The sequence below is a fragment of the Pseudomonas putida genome, assembly GCF_009883635.2.
GTDB classification, from domain to species: Bacteria; Pseudomonadota; Gammaproteobacteria; order Pseudomonadales; family Pseudomonadaceae; genus Aquipseudomonas; species Aquipseudomonas putida_W.
Map to the genome: position 1 here is coordinate 4,707,233 of NZ_CP026115.2, position 19,928 is coordinate 4,727,160.

Below are 19,928 nucleotides of genomic sequence, written 5' to 3' on the forward strand. Positions count from 1 at the left end.
CTGGATGGCGCACAGCGACTCAAATCCAAACAAGGAGAGTGGTAATGGGGTTGCGGGAGCGGCATAAGGCTTTTCAGGAGTGGCTCACTCCAAGGCGCCGTCGGCGCGCTGGGATAACGCTGATCGTTGCCTGGGTCGCTGTGACGGTAGTTTGGCCAAGCATCAACTGGGCTTGGATAGGTGGGCCAGGTATGTACATGCTCGTCACCTCTTGGCCGCCGGAGCTTCATGACAAGCGTTAACGCGCTTGTGGGCAGCGCCGGGGTGATTACTCCGCCGCTTGGCTAACAAGGACAGTGGTAATGGTGCGACGGAACAGATTGAAGGCTCTTCTTTCACCGCTGACGACGAATCGCTGGCGTACCGGATCTTTGTTAGGGTTCGTGACTTGGTGCATTCTGTTGCGGTACGGTGACCTGGGCATGCTACTGACAGTGTTTAGCATGCCTTTCGGTATCGCTTTCTTTGCCATGGGACCATTGGAATTCATGCCAGATAGATGGTTCTTAGCAAACTCCTTTCTGTCTGCAATGACGGGCCTGTTCTTCCAAGGGAGCTTGATGCTGATATGGGGTGTTTTGGCTTTTGAGTTTTCTTTGAGTCAGTACGCCAGGACCGCATTCGTGGTGATCTGCATTGCACTGCAGGTCATTATTATCGGCTGGATTAAGCGCAGGATGATGCGTTCGTACATCCGCAAGCGAAGTGAGCAGCAAAATCGCTCGCAATGAACTCAGGCCGTCGTTCAAGAGGCGGAGGCGCTGGCGGGCAGCGCTGGAGGGTCAGGCGGCTTTTCGTGCGTTGAGCACCCGCTGGCGGGCGGTTTCGTACTCGCTGCTGACGATCTCAACCAGGCCGTCGACATCGCCGTCAGCCGCCTTGCTGCCCAGGTTCAGGTACACGGTCTCGCCATGGCTGAAGCACACCCCGCCACTGAGCCAGATGCCGCCGCGCTCGACGCCGATGGCCTCCCACATTTCGTCTTGGTCGATGTCACTCGGGCAGTGTGCTTCCCAGAGGTTCAGCAAGTGCTGGTGCACATCCTTCTCGGTGGAGCGAACCTCTTTCTCAGTGCCCTTTGCATGCTTGGCGTTCCGCCGCAGCGATCGGTAGCCGTATTCGTCAGGGCGGCACCAGTGCACATCCAGATCGCGGCTGGCACTGAGCTTGATTCCGCCAACGTAGTTGCGAGAGCCGCTGTACATCGGCGATGCATCGGCGCCAAAGATCCTGCCCAGGTGCTCGCGCTTAGCATTCCAGGCCGCTTTCTTCTCGTCCCAGGCGCGGACTGCGGCCAGAACCTTTGGCGATTCGGTCTTGTAGAAGTAGCTCATGGCTTACTCCATGCATGCGCCGCCCTCCGTGGCCGGATGCGGCATGTGGCAATTTGGATTGTGGTACTGTCAGCTGGAGATTAATATTCGCAACTTAACGTCCTTTAAAGGGTTGTGATGGTGCGAACTTCTCTCTTAATTGCAATCAGCGCTTTACTTTGTTTTTCCGCAGGGATAATTGCATGTTTAGCATTTATCGGGAGCGGGAAAAGTATTTGGTCCTTTCTTCAGATTTCTGACATTCACGATCTGGCCGAGACTTTTGGCGGTCTGGCTGCGATGGTGACAATGTTTGTTGTGCTGGCTGCGTTTTCGCAATGGAAGACCGAGTTCAATCACTCGGCTCGCCATAAGGCCCTCTCAGATTTTCTTAATGGCACGTGGGAGCTGCAGATATTTACAAGCTACTTACGAGCTTTGGAGGCAACCCTGCACCATAAATGCTCAACACAAGGAGTGTCGGACGAATCTCTAGACGCGGCCTCGGATAAGGCTAGGGTTGAATGGCAGGCATCCCATACTAGCTATGTGCAGCGCTGGACGGCTCTCGAAATATTTCTTAGCGAAAAAGAGATCAACACCATCCCGTTGTCTGGGCCCGAGATATCCAAAAAAAGCTCAGTTTTCCCGCTTCAGTTGGCTGTCAAGTACGCTGATGCTCGCGCAAACAAAAATACACATGAATTTAGCTTCGCCCGGCATGAGATGGAGCGAAAGCTTATAGATGATATGAATACAACTAGAGCGGCACTGAAGAAATTGTTGCGGTCCTAACTAGCATTACTGCTATTTAGGAATTTTAAGCGGCAAGCTCTATGTCTCGGTCATTCCAGCCTGCCAGCCACCACCCGCAATCCACGGTCATCCAGCCGTATGGCTGGGAATCGCGTGACTGCAAGTTGTCCCTGCAGGCTCGACCGAGGAAGTAAGCAGGCGGGCATTGGTAGCGCTGGTTGTGCAAGGCTACGCCCCCGTAAGGTGGTGCGCCGGGGCGAACGGAATGTCGTCGTCGAAGCTGTCAGGCGGCGCGGCCTGCTGGTTCTGCTGCTGTGGCGCGGCCCGCCGCTGTTGAGGTTGCCGGTCTGGAACTTGGCCTGGTTGCTGGCCCTGCGGTCGGCTGCCCAACAGCTGCATCGTGCCGTTTATGTCGACGATGATTTCCGTGGTGTACCGCTTGATGCCGTCCTTCTCCCACTCGCGGGTCTGCAGCTTTCCCTCGATGTAGCACTGGGAGCCCTTGCGCAGGTACTCGCCGGCGATCTCCGCGACCTTGCCGAGCAGCGACACCCGGTGCCACTCGGTCCGCTCGACCTTCTCGCCCGAGCGTTTGTCCGTCCACTGCTCGCTGGTGGCTAGGCTGAGGTTGGTCACAGCGTTGCCGTTGGGCAGGTAGCGCACGTCCGGGTCCTGGCCGCAGGTGCCGACCAGGATGACCTTGTTTACCCCGCGGCTCATGACTGAACCGCTGCGGCAGCAACGATGAACAGCAGGGCCAGCAGCGAGCACCAGCGCGTCGCGCTTTCGCCAACTTGGCGGACCTTCACTACCGCTACGACAGGCAGAGTCTTGGCGTCGATGGCGCGCTCCAGGCTCTGCGCGTAGCGAACTGCCTGGGCGTAGCTGGTGTTGCGGCCGTACACGCGGTTGTTGCTGGCCGAAACGACGGCCCAGCCGTTACCGCTCTGGGTGACGAAGAAGCGCGATCTGCTGCGGAAGGCCTCGGTGGCCGTGATCACTTCCTGGCGCAGGGCTTCGAGCTTGACCTGGCTTCGTTGGATGGCTGCTTGCATGGGGATGGTCCTCAGTGGGTCAGGCGTGGAGCTCGAAGGCCTCGGCCTTGCGAACTATTCGAACTTGGGCGGTGCGACGCTCAGGGGCGCGGCGGTCACGGCGCATTGGGTCGCTGTCGTCGATCACCGCATGCATGGCGATGAGGCCGGCGAGGGCGATGCAGAGCGGGCTGATGATCTGTTGGCGCATGGCCTTGGTGACGGCCTCGATGCGGCGGCCGGCTTCCAGCTTGAACAGCGCGGCTTCGATGCGGTTGGCCACGGTGCCCGGGCTGACTGCCATTTCGCGGGCAATTTCCTTGGTGGTGAGGCCTTGAGCCACCCACAGCAGTGCTTCGAGCTCACGGGGAGCCAGCGCCTTGCCGAGCTGGCCAATCCATGAGCCGCAAGTGATCGTTTCCATGATGCCTCTCGGGTTGGGTGGCTGCATCGGTCGTGACGCTCCCTGCCATGAACCTCCCGGACCAGGGGAGGGCGAACGTCACGACCGATGCAGCCTGGTGATTGGGAACCAGGTGGATCGGGCCGGTTACGTATCCGGCGTCGCTGCCATCGACCGTCGCTGTGCAGCACTTCCGTCTGGCTATCGGGGCTGGTGGCAACCAGCGCTCTCCGGGCAGGCTTTTCTCTCGGCCTGCCAGCGACCGGCTCTATAGCGTCCGGTGAGCTGCCATCCCCCATGGCTGGGTTAGGCGTTTCGTTGACTACTTCATGATGGCGTTCCTCCTTTTGGTTGTTTGGTCCGCGCCATGCTCGTCGCCGGGTTTCCCCACCTCTGCCTGCTGCAGCTACTGGCTACGCATCAGGTGGCTCGCATGGTTTGGCGTCCTCCCATGGGGGAGTCCGGCAGCTATCCAGAGGCTGCGTGGTCGACGACTTAGCTTGTCCCGACCCAGGTGGTGGCCTGGGTGCGTCGAGGTGGTCACGTCTGGTTGTGTAAAGAGCGGTGGCTGCCGTAGCTGCCTATAACCTGTGTTATGGGTTGAATCATAACCTAGGTTTTCCTTGTGTCAATAACTCAAGTTATAAATTCGACCAAAAAAATGCCCGCTGAATGCGGGCAGTGCTCTCAGGCGTCCGTAAAATCGCGCCATCCGATCCTGATCAAGCCGGAATCCAAGCGCTCGACCTTGATCCCGGCTGTGTCCTCAAGATCGGAAATCAGGCGCCGCCAGTCATCAGCGGAGTCGCCAGGGCTCGGCTTCAATTCGACGAACTGACGCTTTTGCACGTGTGGCGAGGCGATCGCCTGCTGCACCCTATATCCAAGTGCCTCGTAGGAGCGGGAAGGGGATTGTGAGAAAGCGAGGGGAAGCATGCCTGGTAACTCCTTGTACTGTATGTACGTACAGTTATCCTGTCTTCGTTCGATTATCAATAGCCGTGATGTGCAAAGTACGTTTACACGTAAATTACTGGAGCCAATTCTTTCTGGCGGGCACAAAAAAGCCCGGCGTTTTGCCGGGCTCTTCTTGCTGCGTGACCTTAAAGTTTGATCATGGCTCTCACCACAACTCCCACGATACGACAACCTTCCATGCACATCTCTACCGGATATGCCGGGTTTAAAGGCTTGAGGAATCGGCGCCCCCCGTCCTCTACCAGCTTCTTGAAGGTCGCTTCATTGCTGTCGGCGAGCTTAGCAATGACTAGTTTTCCGGAGGTGGCTTCAGCCTCGGTGTCTACCAGGATCAGCATGCCTTCAGTGATGCTAGTCCCGACCGGCGAGGTCATTGAATCTCCCTTCACCTCAAGCCAAAAGGCTGCCCCTTTCGAGTCGTAATCGGACATTTCGTATCGGTCGGAATAGCCGGGAGGGAATGGCTCGACAGCTTCAGCCCAAGCCCCCGCAGCCACCCAGCTTATCACCGGATAACGGTAGGACTCTGGATCGGTACTTGGCGCCTGGACATTGCTTGAGGCTTTGGCAGGCCCTTCACCCGAACCAAGCCACTCGGCACTCACCCCAAGTGCCCTCGCAATTTCGAGCAGCTTTTTGGAGGTTGAGTTTCTGCCGCTCTCCAAGTGCTGGATTGTCACCTGGCTTACGCCCGCCTTCTCAGCAAGCTGTGCCTGGCTTAACCCTAGCGCCGTGCGGCGCTCGAGGATTCGGTCTTTGAGCATTTCGGAGGCTTTCGTCATGTCCGCAAGGGTAAAACACACGTTATTACTCGGCAAATAACATGTGTTTGCCTTATCTATAACTTGAGTTATCATCGGGTGCACGATCCATTGAGGCACGCAGACATGCCGAACAAAGAAAGACCTATTGACGAGGTCGTGCGCTTGGCCGGAGGCCAGGCAGAGCTCGCCAGGAGATGCAACACGAGTCAGCCGCGCATCTGGCAATGCGTACACCGGAACCAGAAGGTTCCAGCTGATCTGGTCATCCCGTTTGAAAAGGCTGTAGGCGGTCAGGTCACTCGCCATCAGCTCAGACCAGATCTGTATCCCCCAGAGGATAAAGCCGCTTCGTGATGAGCATTGTGCACCTAGAGGCGTTTCGCCAGTAGATGACCAAAACACCTGCAAATCCATCCAGTACTGGAAATGCAGACGAAAAAAAACCGCCTGGCAGGGCGGCTTTCTCTACAGCATTTCAACGGGTTTAAGCATGACAAACATCGTCCCACTTGACAAGTCCAGGGGGTTCACCCGGATGGACAACCAGCTCATGGATGGCCTGCTGGCTATCGATCTCCCAGCCCGGGAGATGAAGATTGTGCTGTACGTGGCCAAGGCCACTATCAACTTCGGTGCGGGCGCCCAGCGCATCCCGGCTACCGACATCGCGAAGGCGATTCACGCTCACCCTGACACCGTGTCGAAAGCGATTTCCAGCCTGCTGCGCCGTCGTGTGTTGTTCCGTGAGGGTGGCGCCCGGGGTGACATCGGCGTGAATGACCCGAAAGACTGGGTCTACGTCACTGAGCCGAATCAGACCAAAACAGCCGAATCGGCTCAAGTGGTCCGAATCGGCGAAGAGTCGAAACAGACCAAAACCGCCGAGTCCCTTCTTTATTCTAAGAATCTAACCCCCTATGTATTTCTTCCTTCGGAAGAAAATACATGCCCCCCCAGCGAAGCGGACGAGCCTCGTGCGAAAACTGACCGCAAGGCGCCATTCGGGAAGGCCGCGATGCTGGCCGATAACCCCCACGGCCTGGATGAGTCGCTGATCGCTGACTACCTGGTTGTCCGGAAGTCCGCCAAGGCCCCGGTGACTGCCCGTATCTGGTCCGCCCTGAACACCAAGCTGGAGCAGTGCAAGGCGTTCGGCATCCAGCCCGCCCAGGCCCTGGAGGTCGCCGTCGAGAACGGATGGCGCGGCTTCGAGGTGGATTGGGTGATCAAGCGTATCGCCGCCCAGCAGCCTGCCCAGGCCAAGCCTCATGGCCGCCACCACGGCTTCAGTGACCGCGATTACACCGCTGGCCTTGCCCCGCGGGAGGACGGTACCTATGCGATCTGAAACGGTGATAACCATGTCCGACGTGCGAAACGCCGCCGGCTTCCGCGTCCAGCCTGCGCACTGCGAGCATCACGGCGACTTCGAGCAGCGCGTGACCATGCTGATGGGCCGCGAAATCGTTGGCCGCTGCCCTGAGTGCGAGAAGGCTGCCATTGCCGAGCGCCAGGCCAAGCAGCAGGCTGAGGAAACCCGCCTGAAGCGCGAGGCCATGACCCGCAAGCTGGGTTCGGCGCTGATCCCGAAACGATTTGCCGAGCGCACCCTGGCCAACTACCGAGTTGAGCACGAAGGCCAGCGCAAGGCCCTGGCTTACTGCACGCGCTATGTGGCCGCGTTCGACGAGATCGAGCGCACCGGGCGTTGCCTGATGCTGCTGGGAAAGGTCGGCACCGGCAAGACCCACCTGGGTGCCGGCATGGCCAACGAGTTGATGCGCAACACCTCGGCCACCGCCGTCTACCGCACGGTGGGCGCCATCCTGCAGTCCATCCGAGCGACCTACGACCGCCACAGCGAACAGTCCGAGGCCGACATCCTGTCCAGCCTGATCGAGCCTTCGCTGCTGGTGCTCGACGAGGTCGGCGTCAGCAAGGAACAGCCGAGCGAGTTCGAGCTGACCACCCTGTTTTCGATCATCAACGGGCGCTACGAGCAGATGCGCCCCACGGTGGTGATTTCCAACCTGGAGGCCGGCCAGCTGCGCCACGCCATGGGCGAGCGGTGCTATGACCGTCTGCGCGAGGGCGGCGGGGTGGTTGTGCCCTTCGAGTGGGATTCTCACCGCGGCAAGGAGTCCTGACCGTGCGGCAAACCAAGTTGACCAAGGCCGCGCGCGGACGGGAGTGCCAGGTGCGCATTCCTGGCGTGTGCAACGGCAACCCGGAAACCACCGTCCTGGCGCACTACCGCATGGCTGGCACCTGCGGCGTGGGCTGCAAGCCGAACGACCTACAGGGCGCCTGGGCGTGCAGCGCTTGCCACGACGCCTGTGACGGCCGCAGCCGGGTCGTCGACCGTGACACCGCCCGGCAGTATCACGCCGAGGGTGTGATGCGCACCCAGGCTCAGCTGATCAGTGAGGGGGTAGTGGTCGCATGAATGCTCCCGCCCTTCGCCCGTACAAGCCCAAGAAACCGAGAGCCAAGCGCATTGACCGCGAGGGCCTGGAGCAGGCCGCCCTGATGGCGGAAATCAAGCTGCGCTATCCCGAGGTGTTCGCGAATCTCCATCACACCCCAAACGGCGGCTACCGGGGCAAAGCTGAGGCGGGGCGACTCAAGGCCCAGGGCACCAAGGCCGGCATTCCTGACCTGCAGCTGACCATGGCGCGAGGTGGTTACTTCGGGCTGTTCATTGAATTCAAGGCCACCGTGAAACCTGCGGCGGTATCCCTCGAACAGCAGGCCTGCATCGGCCGACTGAACGAACAAGGCTACCTGGCCGTTGTGTGCCGGGGGCATTTCGACGCCATGGAGTGCCTCAGGGCGTACCTGGCCCTGCCAAAAACGGAGGTTGCAGCATGACCAACACCGCCGCTGTGAAAATCAGCGATGCAGAGATTCGCCGGCAGGCTGCCGGCCAGGTGCGTGACCTGCGCGCCCTGGGCAACCACGGCCTGTATTTCCGGTTTCACCGTTCCCGTGAGCGTGGTTCCTGGTACCTGATCCACAAGGGAAAGTGGAACCTGATCGGCTCATACCCTGAGTTGAGCGCTGCCAAGGTGGCCGCGGCGCTGCCGGATATCCGCCTGCGCCTGGAAGCGGGTGAGGGTTCCAACCTGTCGAGCTGGGTGCTGACCGGCGAGTTGCTGGCCTGGTTCGCTGAGCGCATGTCCCGCGACCGCAACCTGTCGGCCAAGCGCAAGAGCACGGCTGCATCGGCGATCAAGCAGCACCTGGTGCCGCGCCTCGGCCAGATCCCGCTGGCCCAGATCGACAAGTCATTGCTCGACCGCGAGCTGATGTGGCCACTGCAAGAGTCGCTGTCGATCGACTACGTACGCCTTGTGTTCCAGCTGCTGGCCCTGTCGTTCCGCCAGGCCTTCAAGCTGGGCCTGATCAGCTCCAACCCCATGGCCGGCATCCGCTTCGGCGACTTCTCCAAGGCCAAGGTCACGGTCAAGCCCTCGCGCCTGCGCGGCGTGCACCTCGAGGACCTGATGGCCCGCATTAAGAGCACCCTGGCACACCGCCCTGAGCATGGCGTGCTGGCCCTGATGATGCTGTGCCACGGCACCCGACTGGGCGAAACCCGGCTGGCCCGCTGGAGCCACATCAGCCTGGCCGAACGGGAGTGGTTCATTCCCGCCGAGCACACCAAGACCAGCGTACAACACCGGCTGCCACTGACCGACCAGGTGCGTTGCCTGCTAATGGCCTATCGCGAGATCCAGATCAAAGAGGGCTACGACGGCGAGTTCGTGTTCCCGGGTCGCAATGGCAAGCCGATGAGCGAGGCCAAGGCATCTGCCGTGTTCACCGTCATGGGGCAGGGCGAATGGACCAGTCACGACCTGCGCAAGCTGGCCCGCACCGGCTGGGCTGACCTGGGCGTCGACCATCTGGTCGGTGAGCTGCTGATCAACCACGCCATGGGCCACAACGTGAAGGTGTACATCCAGTCCGACGTGATGGCCCGCAAGCGCGAGGCACTGGAGAAGTGGCACGCACACCTTGATCAGAAGGGTTTTGCCTCGGTTCACGGCTTGACCGGTGATAGATCAACAGATTCATGGATTCTCTGCGAGGCCGCTGAGCGTGCGGGTTACGACGGACTTCCGGTATCCACCATAAGCGAGGATTCGAAATGAGAAATCCGGAGCACGGCGCCGTCGCTTTCCTCTACGGCCTGGAAGGCCGCGCCATTGGGCAGGTGATGATTGATGAGTGGTTCGGAGTGGATCTGGGCGAGGAAGTGACCAATGGGCCACGGCCTGTGGGTTTGTTTGGCCTGGAGCACCTCGAAAAGCCGATTGTGACTGGCAGTGCTGTAGTGCCGCGCAGCCGTGCGGCCAAGCCTTGGCTCAATGCCAGAAAGGGGCGTGCCCGCCAATGAGAAAGAGCCATGGCCCGGCTTTCAAGAAGGCCGTGATCGAGCTGGACAAGTGCCCTCTGTGCCGTGGGAGAGCGGTCACTCAGGGCGTGTTTCACGAACTGCCATGTGACCACTGCAACGCCTCGGGCTGGGTAGCGGCTGCAACTGGCGAGGCCCTGGCCCTGGATGAACTGGTGACCCAGCTCAGCATGAGGCTTCGGGCAGCGCTCCGGCAGATCGAGCAGTTGAAGAACCCTCAGGCATCCGGGCCTGAGGCGACATATCAGGGAAGCAACCGGCGCGGCGCCGGCGGCACCAACTACACCGGTGATTGAGGGGGAAGGACATGATCTACAACAGCGTATCGGGTGCAGTAGTTGCCGCTCTGGCGGCAGGAGAGAAAGGCGCTGCGAAAGGCCAGGCATGGCAGAAGCTCTACAAGTCGGCTGAAGAGGAAGGCGGCTGCCTGGCTTCGCTGGGAGGCCATTCAGGCGGCTTTGACCGGGCTCAGGTTGATTACTGGCTGGCTGCGCGACTCCACCACCTGCTCATTCCCCGCCACTGGAGTGCCCTAAATGCGAAGTACGCCACCAACAAGGCAAAGCGACTGCAGGGGATCACGGCCATCGCGCCGCTGATTGCCAGCCCGGCGCCTCAGCTGTTCATCTACAAGGCCGTTACCACCTGGGCCATCCCGAAGCTCAAGGGTGCGCGGCGCAAAGGGCCACGCTCGGTAGCGGTTGATATCCCGCTGGATGCTCCGGAGTGGCGTCGCGATAACCTAGTCAATGCTGCCTTGGCCGCTGGCCAGGCTGAACGCAGAAAGGCTGAATCGCTCGCTGAAGACCTGATCATTCTCCCCGAAAGCTTCTATGACATGAACACCTGGGATCTGGATGGCACGCCTGAGCCCACCCGATACCGTTGGCGGTCCGGTATCAAGGAAAAGCTCGACGGTATGATCGACGATGCACTCAATGCAGTGCGGGTAATTCTGGAAGCTGAGGAGCTGCTGGTAAAGCAGGCTGCGTAATTGCCTGTTGACATCAGTGAGAGAGTGAGAGAAATTATCCCCATCCTGTCATTCCTGCGCGTGTTGAGGAGTGATCACTTAAAGCCCAGCTATTACGCTGGGCTTTTCATTTTTAATATTGCATTGCCACTACTGAGTGTGTATAAATCTCTCGTCGGTTCGCCGACAAAGATGGCCCCGTAGCTCAGTCGGATAGAGCAACTCCCTGCTAAGGAGTAGGTCGTGGGTTCAAGTCCCTCCGGGGAAAGTCGCTACTGACGTGGACACTTTCCCGGATGCATTTCCCCGCATAGAGAACCCAGCTTAGGCTGGGTTTTCTGTTTTCAGAGCCCCGCGATTGCGGGGCTTTTTCATTTCTGCTCCCAGCAACGGGAGGAAGCGAGATGCCTAACATGCCCGAGAAGGATCCTGGCCTGTGGGCCGCTGTACTCGCCTGGGTACTGGCTCACCAGCCTCAGCTGTATGCCGCTGGCCTGTCGGTCGCGATCGCTGCGCTTCGAGTGGTGTACGGCGGCGGCACGCGCAGGCAGATGATGCTGGAGGGCGCCTTATGCGGCCTCATCACCCTGGCCCTGGTGCCGCTGCTCGAATGGATGGGCCTACCGCAGGGCATGGCCACCTTCGCCGGCGGCATGGTCGGCTTCATGGGTGTGGAGAAGCTTCGCGGATATTCCGACCTGTTTCTCTCACGTAAAGCCCAGGGCTGACCAATGAATCGAAACCAGATTGCCACCGCCTACAGCCTGTTCTCCAAGCGTGATCAGGTGAAACGGCGCCTGGATACGGTGCTGAGTGGATCCGGGGTGGCATTGATGTTGACCGGTGATTATCAGGAGCCGGCTGTGCTGGCTGCTGTTGTTGATCCACTTGCAGATCACTTCAGGAAAGAGCTCGAGCACATTGATGCTCAGCTCAAGGTGATGGGGTGGAGCGGCGAGTAACTCAGTCGCGCCCAAAGCCGAGATGCGCCGTTTCGTGGCGCGCCCACATGAGGATTCACCATGGACAACCAGCACAAGAAGATCACCGGCTACCGCGATCTCTCCCAGAGCGAGATCGACGGCATGAACTCGATCAAGGCCCTTGAGGCCGATGCCGGTGAGCTGTTCAAGCAGATCGGTCAGATCGAAGGCGTGGACCAACGCACCTTGGCTCTGGCCAAAACCAACCTGCAGCAGGGCTTCATGTGGTTCGTGCGTTCGATCGCCAAGCCCGCTGATCCTTTCTGCTGATGGCCAAGGCGCCTTACACGCCTTGCAAGCTGTACGTGGACGGCGCCGATGGCATCGCAGTAGGCGACTTCATCACAACTGCAGCCGGATCTGCATACCTGGTTCAAGCGCTTCGAGTAAGCCGAACTAGGCCTGAGCGCAAGTACATGCATTGCCTGCGCTGGCCGATTGCCGAAGTTCCGGTGGACGCCCGCTGTTTCCAATTGACCTGGTACAAGAGATAGGGACCGCGAGCCATGGCCCGCATGACCGCGACAATCGTCTGCCGACAGAGCTGGTGGCTCAATTACTACCTGGGCGGCGTCCTGGCTATGACCCACATCACCGGGCGCGAACCGGACCTTGGCAGTGTAGTCCGGTGGATAGAGCGCGGCATCGGGGTCGAGGTGCGCTGATGGCCAGGCTTAAGACACTGGGATCGCGCATCAAAGAGAGTGCAAGCTCGCGGGTCAAGGTGGTCACGCCTGGCAGCTGGCGTAGCGGCATGACTAGCTCCCAGCGTGGTTACGACTACCGATGGCAGAAAGCGCGAGAGCAGTACCTCAATGAGCACCCGCTCTGTGTTTTCTGCGAGCGGAACGGCCGAACTGCTGCCGCAAGGGTGGTCGACCACATCATTGCTCACCGTGGGGACATGACTCTCTTCTGGGATCAGGCCAACTGGCAGAGCCTCTGCAAGCCTTGCCACGATTCGGTCAAGCAGGCCGAGGAGGCAGCTGGCCTGGGCGGCTGAGTCATCCGGGGATCGTCGAAGTCCGTCCGAAGGACAAAGAAGCACGCCAGTGACGTGCTGCGAAAGGGGTAGGGGGTCAAAAGCTAGGAGTTCTCATCTAGCTAGACCGCCACCGACCCCACGTAGACATTTTTCTCCCCCCTAAAGGTTTTTGTTAATGGTGTTAACAGACAAACAGCGACAGTTTGTTGACGCTAAGGCCCGGGGTGCGTCAAACAAAGAAGCGGCGGAAGCCGCGGGAAGCAAGCCCTCGACGGCTGCTGCAGCTGGCTCGCGCTGGTCCAAAGACCCGAAGATTGCATCCGCAATTCTGGCTCGCCGAGCAGAACTCAGTGTTAACCCTGAGCCGAAAAAACGCGGAGGCAAAGCCACGGCCGACCAGTCTGTCGAGGTCGCTGATGACCAGGCCGACATCAACGAAGCAGACGGCGAGTTCCTGAGTTGCCTGCCGTCCACTGACGATCCGCTGGTATGGTTGCTCGCGCTGATGAATGAGCCCAGGGCGAAAGTCTTCGATCGGCGCAACGCTGCGCAGACGGCTGTTCCCTACATCCACGGGAAGAAGGCCGAGGCAGGCAAGAAAGAGCAGAAGGCGGAAGCCGCGAAAGAGGCCGGCAAGGGCAAGTACTCCCAGAGCAAGCCGCCCCTCACTGTCGTCAAGGGGTGACGCATGCTTTGGACTACGGCCTGCCCAGACTGGTGGCGGCGGCTGGCTGCCAGCGAATCCATCATCCCGGAGCCGCTCTTTCCTCAGGAAGCCGAAGAAAGCCTAGAGGTGTTCAAGGGGCTTCGCATCGTCGATGCCCCAGGCAGTCCCACTATCGAGAGCGCATGTGCACCTTGGGTGCTCGCTTTCGCCGGGGCAGTGTTCGGCAGCTACAACAGCGAGACCGGTGAGCGCCTCATTCGGGAGTTCATGCTTTGCATCCCGAAGAAGAACAGCAAGTCGACCATCGCTGCCGCGATCATGTTGACTGCGCTGGTTCGCAACTGGCGGATGTCAGCCGAGTTCATCATCCTCGCGCCGACCAAAGAGATTGCCGACAACGCCTTCGTCCCGGCCAAGGACATGGTCAACAACGACGAGGAGCTGAAAGACCTGCTGCATGTGCAGCCGCACCTTCGGCTGATCACCCACAGGGAAACGGGCGCCACGCTGAAGGTCGTCGCGGCCGACAGCGACGTGGTCGGCGGCAAGAAAGCTGTCGGCGTGCTGATTGACGAGGCCTGGCTGTTCGGGAAGAACCCGAAAGCCGCTGACATGATTCGGGAGGCCACCGGTGGCCTGCTGTCCCGACCTGAAGGCTTCGTCATCTGGCTGACCACGCAGTCGAACGAACCACCGGCCGGGGTGTTCCGGTCGAAACTGAATTATGCCCGCGGCGTGCGTGATGGCCGCATCAACGACAATCGCTTCCTGCCGGTCATCTACGAATTCTCGAAAGAGATGATCGACAGCGGCGATGCCCGCAAGCCTGAAAACTTCCACCTGGTGAACCCCAATATGGGGTTCTCGGTAGATCGCCCCACGCTTGAACGCTTGTTCATGCAGGCCGAGATCGACGGCGAAGCGGAGCTGCGTGGTTTCCTGGCCAAGCACCTCAACATCGAGATCGGCCTGGCCCTGATGTCGGACGCCTGGGTAGGCGCAGAGTTCTGGGAGCCACAGGCGGTCAACTGGCTCAACCTGGAGCAGATCCTTGAGCGGTGCGAGGTCATCGATGTGGGCGGTGACGGCGGCGGCCTGGACGACTTGCTCGGGCTTGCCGTCATAGGCCGAGAGACAGGTACGCGACGGTGGTTCCACTGGGCGCATGCCTGGGCCCACCCCTCGGTGCTTGAGCGGCGCAAGTCCGAAGCACCCAGGCTCAAGGATCTCGAAGCGATTGGCGATTTGACCATCGTCAAGCGGATAGGCGACGACGTCGAGGAATTCGCAGCCATCGTCAAGCGCATCAACGAGACGGGGCTGCTGGACAAGGTCGGCCTCGACCCCGCGGGAATCGGCTCTGTTCTCGACGCCCTGGCTGATGCCGGTGTCGAGGAAGACAAGATTGTTGGCATTTCCCAGGGCTGGAAGCTCACCGGCGCGATTAAGACGACCGAGCGCAAGCTTGCCGAGGGCACGCTACTGCACTGCGGCCAGCCGCTCATGGCCTGGTCCTGCGGCAACGCCAAAGGGGTGCCGTCGGCCAACGCCTTCTTGATCACCAAGCAAGCCTCGGGCACAGCAAAGATCGACCCGCTGATGGCTACATTCAACGCCGTTTCTCTGATAAGCCTCAATCCTGAGGGTCGCGGAGGAATGGACAATTTCATGGCTGGCATTCGGGACCCACTGATCGCATGAACGCACTTTACTTTTTCATCGCCTGCGCTCTGGTGGCTTTCAGCCTGGCATGTGCTGGGGTCTGGGTTCTGGCCGGCACCGGCTGGGCCTTGCTGGCGGGGTCGGTGAGCTTTTTCTGCATCGCCGGGTTCCTCCGCCGAGGGCTGACCAGTGATTAAAACCCTATCCCAGGCATTGGGAGCTGCGGCTACCAAACCCTCAGCCAGCATGAGTGAATGGCTGGGCAAGAGCATAAAGCTGTCTGATGGCGGCTTTTGGGGCGCTTTTCTTGGCGCGCAGTCCAGTAGCGGCAAATCGGTCAGCGTGGACAAGGCGATGCGCCTTTCTACCGTGTGGGCATGCGTCCGCATCATCTCGACCTCCGTGGCCGGGTTGCCGCTGAGCATTTACAAACGAATGCCAGATGGTAGCCGCGAGAGTGCTCGGGACTTCCCGCTCTACGACGTTGTGCACACCAGCCCGAACGAGGACATGGCGGCCTTCCACTTCTGGCAGGCAGTCGTCGCCTCAATGCTGCTGTGGGGAAACGCCTACTGCGAGATCCACCGCTCTGCCGGCCGCGTGATCGCGCTGGACTTCCTGATGCCGTCCCGGGTTGACCTGGAGTTCGATGATGACGGTCGGCTTAGGTACTTCTTCAGGCCGCGAAAGGGCGCGCGTCGAGAGATCGTAAGGCAGAACATGCTGCACATCCCGGCCTTCACCCTGGATGGTCGGGTCGGCCTTTCCGCCATTCGGTATGGCGCGGATGTATTCGGTTCGGCTATGTCGGCTGACGATGCCGCCAATAGCACCTTCCGCAACGGCATGATGCCTACCGTCGCGTTTTCGGTGGACAAGACGCTGAACCCCGCCCAGCGCGTTGAATTCCGCGAGTACGTCAAGACGATCTCTGGGGCCTTGAACGCCGGCAAGAGCCCAGTGCTTGAGCAAGGCGTGAAGCCGGAAATGATCGGCATTAATCCTGCTGACGCTCAGCTACTGGAGTCGAGAGGGCACAGCATCGAAGAAATCTGCCGCTGGTTCGGTGTGCCGCCCTGGATGGTGATGAAGACGGACAAGGGCAGCAACTGGGGCACAGGCCTGGAGCAGCAGCAGATCGCGTTTCTCACCTACTGCATCATGTCCTTCACGGCGCCGATCGAGCAGTGCGTGAACAAGTGGTGCATGACGGCGGTGGACCGCATCAATTTCTATTCGGAGTTTTCCCTCGAGGCGTTCTTGAGGGCTGACAGCTCCGGGCGCGCGGCGTACCTCAGCACCATGGCCCAGAACGGTTTCATCACTCGAAACGAAGGTCGCCGCAAAGACAACATGCCGCACATGCCTGGCGGTGATGTCCTAACGGTTCAGTCAAACCTGGTGCCGCTGGACCAGCTGGGCAAGCAAGACGATGGTCAGGCCGCAAGGGCCGCACTGATGAACTGGCTGAAACAGCCGGAAAAGTAAATCTCGGGAGCAATCCATGAAGCACAAAATCCAGTCTCGCGGCCTTCGCAGCGAGATGAGCCCGCGCGCGCTCGATAAATGGAACCCCGCGATCCAGGCGGCGGTTGAGAACACCTCCGACACCATCACGGTGTACGGCGTGATCGGCGAGGACTGGTACGGCGAGGGCGTCACGCTGAAGCGGATTGATGCCGCGCTACGAGCGATCGGTGAGCGTGATGTGACCGTCTATATCAACTCGCCAGGTGGCGACATGTTCGAAGGCATCGCCATCTACAACCGTCTCCAAGAGCACAGCCACCAAGTCACCACCAAGGTCCTCGGCATGGCTGCCAGCGCTGCTTCGGTTGTCTTTCTGGCGGGGAAGAAGCGAGAGGTGGCCAGCAGTGCCTTCCTCATGATCCACAACTGCTGGACCTACCTCGCCGGTAATCGCAACTACCTGCGCGACATCGCCGACGACATGGAAGAGTTCGACGCCGCGATGGCCGACCTCTATGCCGAGACCAGCGGGCAGTCAGCGGATGACATGGCTGACCTGATGGACGACGAAACCTACATCCGCGGCAAGCGTGCCGTGGAGCTCGGCCTGGCCACCGGGCTGCTGTCGTCCACCGAGGTCACCGAGCGCGAAACCGAAGATGCCGCCCAAGCCAATGCGCTCAAGGCCATGGATGTTGCCCTGGCCAAGGGCGGTATGCCTCGGTCCGAGCGCCGCGAGCTGTTCGCCAGTTTCAAGTCCGGTATGCCTCGCGCTGCCGGCGGGGGCACGCATAACGCTGCCTCGACCGATAAGCCCCGCGCTGTCGCGCCAGACCTCTCCGCCTCCCTGAGCGCGGCAACCAATATCCTCAATTCTCTGAAAGGAAAATGACCATGGACTTTGAAGCCCAAGTCAAAGAACTCAATGCCAGCCTGAAGGGCATTGGTGATCAGATCAAAGCGCAGGCCGAGGCGACCGACAAGCAGCTCAAGGCTTCTGGTGAAATGTCTGCCGAGACGCGCGCCAAGGTCGATGAACTGTTGACCAAGCAGGGCGAGCTGAATGCCCGATTGGGCGAAGCTGAGCAGAAGCTGGTGAACGCCAGCCGTGACCGCGGCAACCAGGATGAGCCGCAGAAGTCGGTCGGCGCCCTGGTGGTTGGCAGTGAAGAAATGCAAGACATCAGCTCCTCCTTCCGCGGCTCGCGTCGTGTGTCCGTCCCGCGTGCGGCTATCACCACTGCAACCGGCGGCGACCTGGTACCTGCTCAGCGTTTGGCTGGTGTCGTTTCTCCGCCTCAGCGTCGGCTGACCATTCGTGACCTGGTGGCGCCTGGCCAGACTGAGTCGAACTCCATCGAGTACATCCGCGAGACCGGATTCACCAACAACGCACGTACCGTTGCGGAGAACACCGCCAAGCCTTACTCCGACATTACCTTCGCGCTGGCCACCGCGAACGTCCGCACTATTGCTCACCTGTTCAAGGCTAGCCGGCAGATGCTCGACGATGCCAAGGCGCTGCAGAGCTACATTGATGGTCGCGCTCGCTACGGCCTGAACATGGCGGAAGAAGCCCAACTGCTTTACGGCAACGGCACCGGTGCCAACCTGCAGGGTCTCGTGACGGTTGCTCAGCTGTATGCCCCGCAGGCCGGCCTGACGGTGGTGGGTGAGCAACGTATCGACCGCCTGCGCCTGGCGCTGCTGCAAGCTGAGCTGGCCGACTTCCCGTCGGATGGCATCGTGCTCAACCCGATCGACTGGGCGGCCATTGAGCTGACCAAGGACGGCGAGGGCCGGTACATCATCGGCCAGCCGCAGGAAGGCACCAACGCGAAGCTCTGGAATCGCCCAGTGGTTTCGACTCAGGCCATGACTCAGAACGACTTCCTGGTAGGCGCCTTCAAGCTCGGCGCACAGATCTTCGACCGCATGGAAATCGAAGTGCTGATTTCGACCGAGAACGACAAGGACTTCGAAAACAACATGGCGACGATCCGCGCCGAGGAGCGCCTGGCGTTCGCGATCTACCGCGACGAAGCGTTCGTTACTGGTCCCCTGGTCACGCCTTAACCCATCCGCAACGCGGCGCCAGAAATGGCGCCCCAATGGAGTAATCCAATGGCACGTAAACAGGAAACGCCAGCCTCCACGGCTGATGCGAAGGATCCGGTATCGACCAGTGATTCCAATAACGGCCCGTCTGAAGCTGCCGGGTTGCCTCTTTCGCCTGATATCGGGCTCGCTCCAGGCGCTGGAGACTCCGGAGATTCAGGCGCCCCTGAAACTGCTCCAAGCCCGGGAGCGAGCGTAGCCCCGGTACCGCAGGAAGGGGCGGCAAGCCGGGCTCCAGATTCGAGTGCGGCGGGAGAAGTGGTAGCAACAGACTCCGCTGCTACTGCCGTGGTAACGGGCGAGCCTAGTGGCTCTGTCCAGCCCGTCTTGGCGGAAGGTAATGCCGAGGATGGCATCAATCACCCGGCGGCCGAGGCGCAGGCTAGCCCCAATCCTTTGACCCTGCAGATCTATCCGATGCGGTCCTACATGGATGAAGGTGAGTTGCGCCGTCGCGGTGGACCGGCCTACTCGGTGCCTCGCCGCCATGCTGAAGAGCTGGTGGAGAAGAAGCTGGCATCGTTCGATCCGCTGAAGGAGTGAGGGTATGTCGGTCATCAGTTTGACCATTGCTCGTCACCACCTTCGGGACCCCGACGATGATGACGAATACCTGGAGCTCCTGATCGAGGCGGCCGAAGGGCAGGCGATGGACTATCTGAACCGTCGCTTCTACGCCGATCAGCAGGCGCTGGATGAAGCTGTCGCTGCCGACGATGCTGGCGTGTCCCCCATGGTCTGCAACAAGCAGATCAAGGCTGCCTGCTTACTGATCCTCGGCCACCTTTATGCCAACCGGGAAGACGTTGTGATCGGGACCATCGCCACCGAGCTGCCGCAAGGTTCGAAGGCGCTTCTGACGCCACATCGTATTGGGTGGGGCGTATGAGGGCCGGGCCGCTGCGTCATCGGTTGCAGGTGGCTCATCGGCACGAAGAGAGGAATAAGTCCGGGGGCGCGACAGTGACCTGGCTGCCCGCTGCACGGCCCGAAATGTGGGGTGAGGTTCGGACCCCAAGCGGCCGGGTCACCGCGCTTGCTGAAAAACTGAACGCTGTCGTAACCGCAGAGATTATCGGGAGGCCGCGCTCAGACATCGTCGCAGGATCAAGGCTGACGCGACGCGGGATCACTTACCAGGTCGAGGCCGTATTGCCGGACAACGAAAACTCCCTGATGAGGCTTCTCTGCTCATCGGTACCTAACCCATGAGGGCGAGTATGAAAATTCAAGCACTGGGCCCACTGACTGGCGCCTCTGGCGAGCGTCAGAAGGGCGAAATATTCGACGTGAAGAAGGAATACGGCGAAGGCTTGATTGCCCGCGGCTACGCCGTGGAAATCAAGGACCAAGCCGTCACTACCGAAAAGCCAGCGAAGGCCGACCCAACCAAGGAGTAACC

32 protein-coding genes are annotated in these 19,928 nt (G+C 60.3%); 26 read left to right on the forward strand and 6 right to left on the reverse strand.

Annotated elements, in window-relative coordinates; genetic code table 11:
• Positions 1–443: 443 nt before the first annotated feature.
• Positions 444–731 (forward strand): hypothetical protein, encoded by a 288-nt coding sequence (locus C2H86_RS21410; protein ID WP_159409706.1) that lies wholly within the window; start codon positions 444–446, stop codon positions 729–731.
• A gap of 51 nt (positions 732–782) precedes the next feature.
• Here C2H86_RS21410 and C2H86_RS21415 read toward each other — a convergent pair whose 3' ends face one another.
• Entirely contained in the window at positions 783–1,334 is a 552-nt protein-coding gene (locus C2H86_RS21415; protein WP_159409707.1) for a hypothetical protein, read from the reverse strand.
• Positions 1,335–1,451: 117 nt separating this feature from the next.
• Here C2H86_RS21415 and C2H86_RS21420 point away from each other — a divergent pair, with 117 nt between their 5' ends.
• Positions 1,452–2,108: a hypothetical protein gene (locus tag C2H86_RS21420; RefSeq protein ID WP_159409708.1), complete on the forward strand. Its 657-nt coding sequence runs from the start codon at positions 1,452–1,454 to the stop codon at positions 2,106–2,108.
• Positions 2,109–2,297: 189 nt separating this feature from the next.
• Here the strand turns inward: C2H86_RS21420 and C2H86_RS21425 are convergent, their stop codons facing one another.
• From C2H86_RS21425 to C2H86_RS21445, 5 genes are all read right to left on the reverse strand, one after another.
• The gene (locus tag C2H86_RS21425; RefSeq protein WP_159409709.1) at positions 2,298–2,789 is read right to left on the reverse strand and encodes a single-stranded DNA-binding protein; all 492 of its coding nucleotides are present in this window, start codon (positions 2,787–2,789) and stop codon (positions 2,298–2,300) included.
• Positions 2,786–3,124, reverse strand: a complete 339-nt coding sequence (locus tag C2H86_RS21430) for a hypothetical protein (protein ID WP_159409710.1) — start codon at positions 3,122–3,124, stop codon at positions 2,786–2,788. Before C2H86_RS21430 ends, C2H86_RS21425 begins: the two co-directional genes overlap by 4 nt.
• A gap of 19 nt (positions 3,125–3,143) precedes the next feature.
• The gene (locus C2H86_RS21435; RefSeq protein ID WP_159409711.1) at positions 3,144–3,527 is read right to left on the reverse strand and encodes a response regulator transcription factor; all 384 of its coding nucleotides are present in this window, start codon (positions 3,525–3,527) and stop codon (positions 3,144–3,146) included.
• Positions 3,528–4,193: 666 nt separating this feature from the next.
• On the reverse strand, positions 4,194–4,442 hold the full coding sequence (locus C2H86_RS21440) for a DUF1654 domain-containing protein (protein ID WP_159409712.1): 249 nt from the start codon (positions 4,440–4,442) through the stop codon (positions 4,194–4,196).
• A gap of 167 nt (positions 4,443–4,609) precedes the next feature.
• Positions 4,610–5,266, reverse strand: coding sequence for a LexA family protein (locus C2H86_RS21445; protein WP_159412969.1), 657 nt, complete (start codon positions 5,264–5,266; stop codon positions 4,610–4,612).
• Between the two features lie 105 nt (positions 5,267–5,371).
• Between C2H86_RS21445 and C2H86_RS21450 the strand changes: the two genes are divergently transcribed.
• From C2H86_RS21450 to C2H86_RS21555, 24 genes are all read left to right on the forward strand, one after another.
• A complete protein-coding gene (locus C2H86_RS21450) occupies positions 5,372–5,602 on the forward strand; it encodes a transcriptional regulator (RefSeq protein WP_159409713.1) in 231 nt (76 codons plus the stop codon).
• Between the two features lie 181 nt (positions 5,603–5,783).
• Positions 5,784–6,596, forward strand: a complete 813-nt coding sequence (locus C2H86_RS21455; protein WP_240349618.1) for a replication protein — start codon at positions 5,784–5,786, stop codon at positions 6,594–6,596.
• Entirely contained in the window at positions 6,586–7,395 is an 810-nt protein-coding gene (locus C2H86_RS21460) for an ATP-binding protein (RefSeq protein WP_159409715.1), read from the forward strand. The genes C2H86_RS21455 and C2H86_RS21460 overlap by 11 nt, the downstream gene beginning before the upstream one ends.
• 2 nt (positions 7,396–7,397) lie before the next feature.
• Positions 7,398–7,694, forward strand: a complete 297-nt coding sequence (locus tag C2H86_RS21465; protein ID WP_159409716.1) for a DUF1364 domain-containing protein — start codon at positions 7,398–7,400, stop codon at positions 7,692–7,694.
• Positions 7,691–8,119, forward strand: a complete 429-nt coding sequence (locus C2H86_RS21470) for a VRR-NUC domain-containing protein (RefSeq protein WP_159409717.1) — start codon at positions 7,691–7,693, stop codon at positions 8,117–8,119. The genes C2H86_RS21465 and C2H86_RS21470 overlap by 4 nt, the downstream gene beginning before the upstream one ends.
• The gene (locus C2H86_RS21475) at positions 8,116–9,405 is read left to right on the forward strand and encodes a tyrosine-type recombinase/integrase (protein WP_159409718.1); all 1,290 of its coding nucleotides are present in this window, start codon (positions 8,116–8,118) and stop codon (positions 9,403–9,405) included. The genes C2H86_RS21470 and C2H86_RS21475 overlap by 4 nt, the downstream gene beginning before the upstream one ends.
• Positions 9,402–9,650 (forward strand): hypothetical protein, encoded by a 249-nt coding sequence (locus tag C2H86_RS21480; RefSeq protein ID WP_159409719.1) that lies wholly within the window; start codon positions 9,402–9,404, stop codon positions 9,648–9,650. The genes C2H86_RS21475 and C2H86_RS21480 overlap by 4 nt, the downstream gene beginning before the upstream one ends.
• Positions 9,647–9,964, forward strand: coding sequence for a hypothetical protein (locus tag C2H86_RS21485; protein WP_159409720.1), 318 nt, complete (start codon positions 9,647–9,649; stop codon positions 9,962–9,964). Before C2H86_RS21480 ends, C2H86_RS21485 begins: the two co-directional genes overlap by 4 nt.
• Before the next feature lie 11 nt (positions 9,965–9,975).
• Positions 9,976–10,662 carry a hypothetical protein gene (locus tag C2H86_RS21490; RefSeq protein ID WP_159409721.1) on the forward strand — a complete coding sequence of 229 codons (687 nt, stop codon included), beginning with the start codon at positions 9,976–9,978 and terminating at the stop codon, positions 10,660–10,662.
• A gap of 383 nt (positions 10,663–11,045) precedes the next feature.
• Complete coding sequence (locus C2H86_RS21495) at positions 11,046–11,369, forward strand: phage holin, lambda family (RefSeq protein ID WP_159409722.1); 324 nt, start codon at positions 11,046–11,048, stop codon at positions 11,367–11,369.
• A 3-nt stretch (positions 11,370–11,372) separates the two neighbouring features.
• Positions 11,373–11,603: a hypothetical protein gene (locus tag C2H86_RS21500; RefSeq protein WP_159409723.1), complete on the forward strand. Its 231-nt coding sequence runs from the start codon at positions 11,373–11,375 to the stop codon at positions 11,601–11,603.
• Positions 11,604–11,663: 60 nt separating this feature from the next.
• Positions 11,664–11,894: a DUF7681 family protein gene (locus tag C2H86_RS21505; protein ID WP_159409724.1), complete on the forward strand. Its 231-nt coding sequence runs from the start codon at positions 11,664–11,666 to the stop codon at positions 11,892–11,894.
• A complete protein-coding gene (locus C2H86_RS28395) occupies positions 11,894–12,118 on the forward strand; it encodes a hypothetical protein (RefSeq protein WP_240349619.1) in 225 nt (74 codons plus the stop codon). The genes C2H86_RS21505 and C2H86_RS28395 overlap by 1 nt, the downstream gene beginning before the upstream one ends.
• 12 nt (positions 12,119–12,130) lie before the next feature.
• Positions 12,131–12,289, forward strand: a complete 159-nt coding sequence (locus tag C2H86_RS28235) for a hypothetical protein (RefSeq protein ID WP_205524558.1) — start codon at positions 12,131–12,133, stop codon at positions 12,287–12,289.
• Positions 12,289–12,627, forward strand: coding sequence for an HNH endonuclease (locus C2H86_RS21510; RefSeq protein WP_159409725.1), 339 nt, complete (start codon positions 12,289–12,291; stop codon positions 12,625–12,627). The genes C2H86_RS28235 and C2H86_RS21510 overlap by 1 nt, the downstream gene beginning before the upstream one ends.
• A 157-nt stretch (positions 12,628–12,784) precedes the next feature.
• Positions 12,785–13,294, forward strand: a complete 510-nt coding sequence (locus C2H86_RS21515) for a terminase small subunit (RefSeq protein WP_159409726.1) — start codon at positions 12,785–12,787, stop codon at positions 13,292–13,294.
• 3 nt (positions 13,295–13,297) lie between these two features.
• Positions 13,298–14,977 (forward strand): terminase large subunit, encoded by a 1,680-nt coding sequence (locus C2H86_RS21520; protein WP_159409727.1) that lies wholly within the window; start codon positions 13,298–13,300, stop codon positions 14,975–14,977.
• 150 nt (positions 14,978–15,127) lie between these two features.
• On the forward strand, positions 15,128–16,426 hold the full coding sequence (locus tag C2H86_RS21525; RefSeq protein WP_159409728.1) for a phage portal protein: 1,299 nt from the start codon (positions 15,128–15,130) through the stop codon (positions 16,424–16,426).
• A 16-nt stretch (positions 16,427–16,442) separates the two neighbouring features.
• Positions 16,443–17,300, forward strand: coding sequence for a head maturation protease, ClpP-related (locus C2H86_RS21530; protein ID WP_159409729.1), 858 nt, complete (start codon positions 16,443–16,445; stop codon positions 17,298–17,300).
• Positions 17,301–17,302: 2 nt separating this feature from the next.
• The gene (locus C2H86_RS21535; RefSeq protein ID WP_159409730.1) at positions 17,303–18,484 is read left to right on the forward strand and encodes a phage major capsid protein; all 1,182 of its coding nucleotides are present in this window, start codon (positions 17,303–17,305) and stop codon (positions 18,482–18,484) included.
• A gap of 369 nt (positions 18,485–18,853) precedes the next feature.
• A complete protein-coding gene (locus C2H86_RS21540) occupies positions 18,854–19,069 on the forward strand; it encodes a hypothetical protein (RefSeq protein WP_159409731.1) in 216 nt (71 codons plus the stop codon).
• A gap of 4 nt (positions 19,070–19,073) precedes the next feature.
• Positions 19,074–19,415, forward strand: coding sequence for a head-tail connector protein (locus tag C2H86_RS21545; protein WP_159409732.1), 342 nt, complete (start codon positions 19,074–19,076; stop codon positions 19,413–19,415).
• Positions 19,412–19,738 carry a phage head closure protein gene (locus tag C2H86_RS21550; protein ID WP_159409733.1) on the forward strand — a complete coding sequence of 109 codons (327 nt, stop codon included), beginning with the start codon at positions 19,412–19,414 and terminating at the stop codon, positions 19,736–19,738. The genes C2H86_RS21545 and C2H86_RS21550 overlap by 4 nt, the downstream gene beginning before the upstream one ends.
• Positions 19,739–19,746: 8 nt before the next feature.
• Positions 19,747–19,926 carry a hypothetical protein gene (locus C2H86_RS21555; RefSeq protein ID WP_159409734.1) on the forward strand — a complete coding sequence of 60 codons (180 nt, stop codon included), beginning with the start codon at positions 19,747–19,749 and terminating at the stop codon, positions 19,924–19,926.
• Positions 19,927–19,928: the final 2 nt, after the last annotated feature.